The sequence below is a fragment of the Halobacillus sp. genome, assembly GCF_049282395.1.
Taxonomy (GTDB): Bacteria; Bacillota; Bacilli; order Bacillales; family Halobacillaceae; genus Halobacillus.
Map to the genome: position 1 here is coordinate 1 of NZ_JBAPTY010000324.1, position 2323 is coordinate 2323.

Consider the following 2323-nt stretch of genomic DNA (forward strand, 5'->3'; position numbering starts at 1 on the left):
CGTCTGTTCCTTTAACTTTTCCATAAGAGCGTCGGGTTCCATTTCCCCGAGAATGCCCATATTGGTCGAATTCGGGTGTCCATAGTAAGCAACCAGTCGGTGATCCTTTAACGGTCCATCCGTTTGATCTTCGGCTCCTTTGACAAGGGTCTGCCCCACTGGAATCATCCGTTCGCGCTCCCCTCCATGAGCTTCCACTTTCGGCATCTTCGCCAGTTGTTCTTCTGACATACTTTCTTTCAGCGGCTTGGCATCTTCAGCCGGCTCGATCGGCTGATAGGGCTGCGGCGGCTTCGTTTCTTCTTTTTTCTTCTCTTCTGAAGAGGCTTCCTCTTTTTTCTGCTTATCTGAGGAATCTTTCTCAGATGAAGGTTCTTCTTTTTCATTCTGATCGGCGCTTGTCGAAGAGCTCTCTGTACAAGCGATCAGGAAAAAGATCAGGAGGATGGCAGAGAAAAGCAGGCTTACTTTCTTCACGGTACTCACTTCCTTGTATAAAATTTCTCAGGATCTACAACTCTATGTATCTTCTACAGCTTACATTAGAAACATATTCCACATATTAACATAATAAGAGGATTTATGAGTTTATTTCACATAATTGAAATAAACGTAATACTTACTACTTTTTACCACAACTTCGTGAACACAAGCATCAAGCCGTTATCCTGTCCAAAAAATGAAGGCCAAAAAATCCTTCAATGCTCATGCCCCTCTAGTTTCACTCTTTTCCAATAGTGGAAAATATAGACTGATTTCTTTTTTTAACAATAGGAGGGGTAGCATGAAGTTAAAAGGTAAAGTTGCTGTTGTTACAGGCGGTTCTAGCGGGATAGGCGAAGCAGCGGTGAAGGATTTCTGCGAGCAGGGCGCAAAAGTGGTGATTGCCGATTTGAATGAACAGGGAAGTGAATTGTCCAGTCAGTTAAATGACCAGGGATATGAAACCGTGTTCCAAAAAACGGATGTCACGTCTGAGGAAGATATTAAGAACATGGTTCAGACGGCCGTGGACACATTCGGTTCGCTTGATATTTTATTTGCGAATGCCGGCATTGGCGACGCTACACCTGCTCACGAGCTTTCCTATGAAGAATGGAAGAAACTGATGGATGTAAACATGAACGGCGTGTTTCTATCCAACAAATACGCCATCACGCAAATGCTTGAACAGGAAAACGGCGGAGCAATCGTCAACAACGCTTCGATTCTGGGGCACGTTGGCCAGAATTCGGTAACCTCCTATGCGGCAGCCAAAGGCGGGGTCGTCAATCTTACCCGCACATTAGGGGTTACTTATGCAAAAAACAACATACGCGTTAACGCGGTATGTCCCGGCTACGTTGAAACGGCGATCTTAGAAAATGCAGATGAAGAGATGCGCCAGGGTCTTGCGGGAGCTCACCCGATAGGACGACTCGGCCGTCCAGAGGAAATTGCGAAAGCGGTCAGTTTCCTTGCGAGTGATGACGCATCCTTTATGGTTGGTGCCAATATGCTGGTGGATGGCGGCTATACGGCACAGTAAGTTTTATTATCCACTGGCTATATCTTAATTGCTACAGAATAAAAAAACGGAGGAGCTGCATGTAAAATGCAGCTCCTCCGTCTATCTAAAACACTCTAACCTATATTAGAACGCTCATTCTTCACTTCAGGCTCTTCCTGAGTCGTGGATCTCATCTTTTCCAGCACTTCCCTGGTAGATTCACTAATTTCCGCCTCAAAATAAGGTTCATAAGCCTCAAGCGGTGCTCTTTTCGTAAAGTAAACGGCGAGTAACACCCCAATTAGTGATGCCGTTACAGCGATGACAAATGGCAATCCATATCCCATTGCCTTCGCTGCCACATATACAACGGCCCCGATGATGATCCCCGCATAGGCGCCTGCCCGGTTCATTCTCTTCCAGTACAGCCCTAAGAACACAACGAGGAAAAACGCGGCACCAAATCCGCCGTACACATAGACAAAGCCCATAGCCAGGAACCATGGCGGATTAATAGCTAGAAGAACGGCTGCAGTTGCAATTCCAAATATACTTAAGCGGAGCCAGTTCTTAAACTTCTTCTCACTGATTCGTTTTGGAGCGATGTTCAAGTACACATCATAGTAGAGAGAAGTGGCGCAGTGGAGCAGCATCGAATTCGCCGTGGAAATAGCGGCTGCACAAATAGCTACCAGCGTGATGCCTCCGATAATAGGCGGCGTGTACTGCTGGATGACTAAAGGAATGATGTAGTCCGTCGTTTTATCTACAGGTATGCTCGGTACAAGTACTTTTGCCCCGAGTCCAATAACGATCAGGGGCGTCATGATGAAA

2 protein-coding genes and 1 pseudogene are annotated in these 2323 nt (G+C 46.1%); 1 reads left to right on the forward strand and 2 read right to left on the reverse strand.

What is annotated here, in order from left to right; genetic code table 11:
- Positions 1 to 477, reverse strand: a pseudogene (locus WAM07_RS13645) (hypothetical protein); the annotation flags it as partial.
- A 307-nt stretch (positions 478 to 784) separates the two neighbouring features.
- Here WAM07_RS13645 and WAM07_RS13650 point away from each other — a divergent pair.
- Complete coding sequence (locus WAM07_RS13650; RefSeq protein WP_422167681.1) at positions 785 to 1528, forward strand: SDR family NAD(P)-dependent oxidoreductase; 744 nt, start codon at positions 785 to 787, stop codon at positions 1526 to 1528.
- 95 nt (positions 1529 to 1623) lie between these two features.
- Here WAM07_RS13650 and WAM07_RS13655 read toward each other — a convergent pair.
- A partial coding sequence (locus WAM07_RS13655; protein WP_422167683.1) for a sodium:solute symporter family protein occupies positions 1624 to 2323 on the reverse strand: 700 nt, incomplete at its 5' end.

Coding starts and splice junctions, on each gene's coding strand:
- WAM07_RS13650 (WP_422167681.1), top strand. CDS start 785: ATGAAGTTAAAAGGTAAAGTTGCTGTTGTTACAGGCGGTTCTAGCGGG.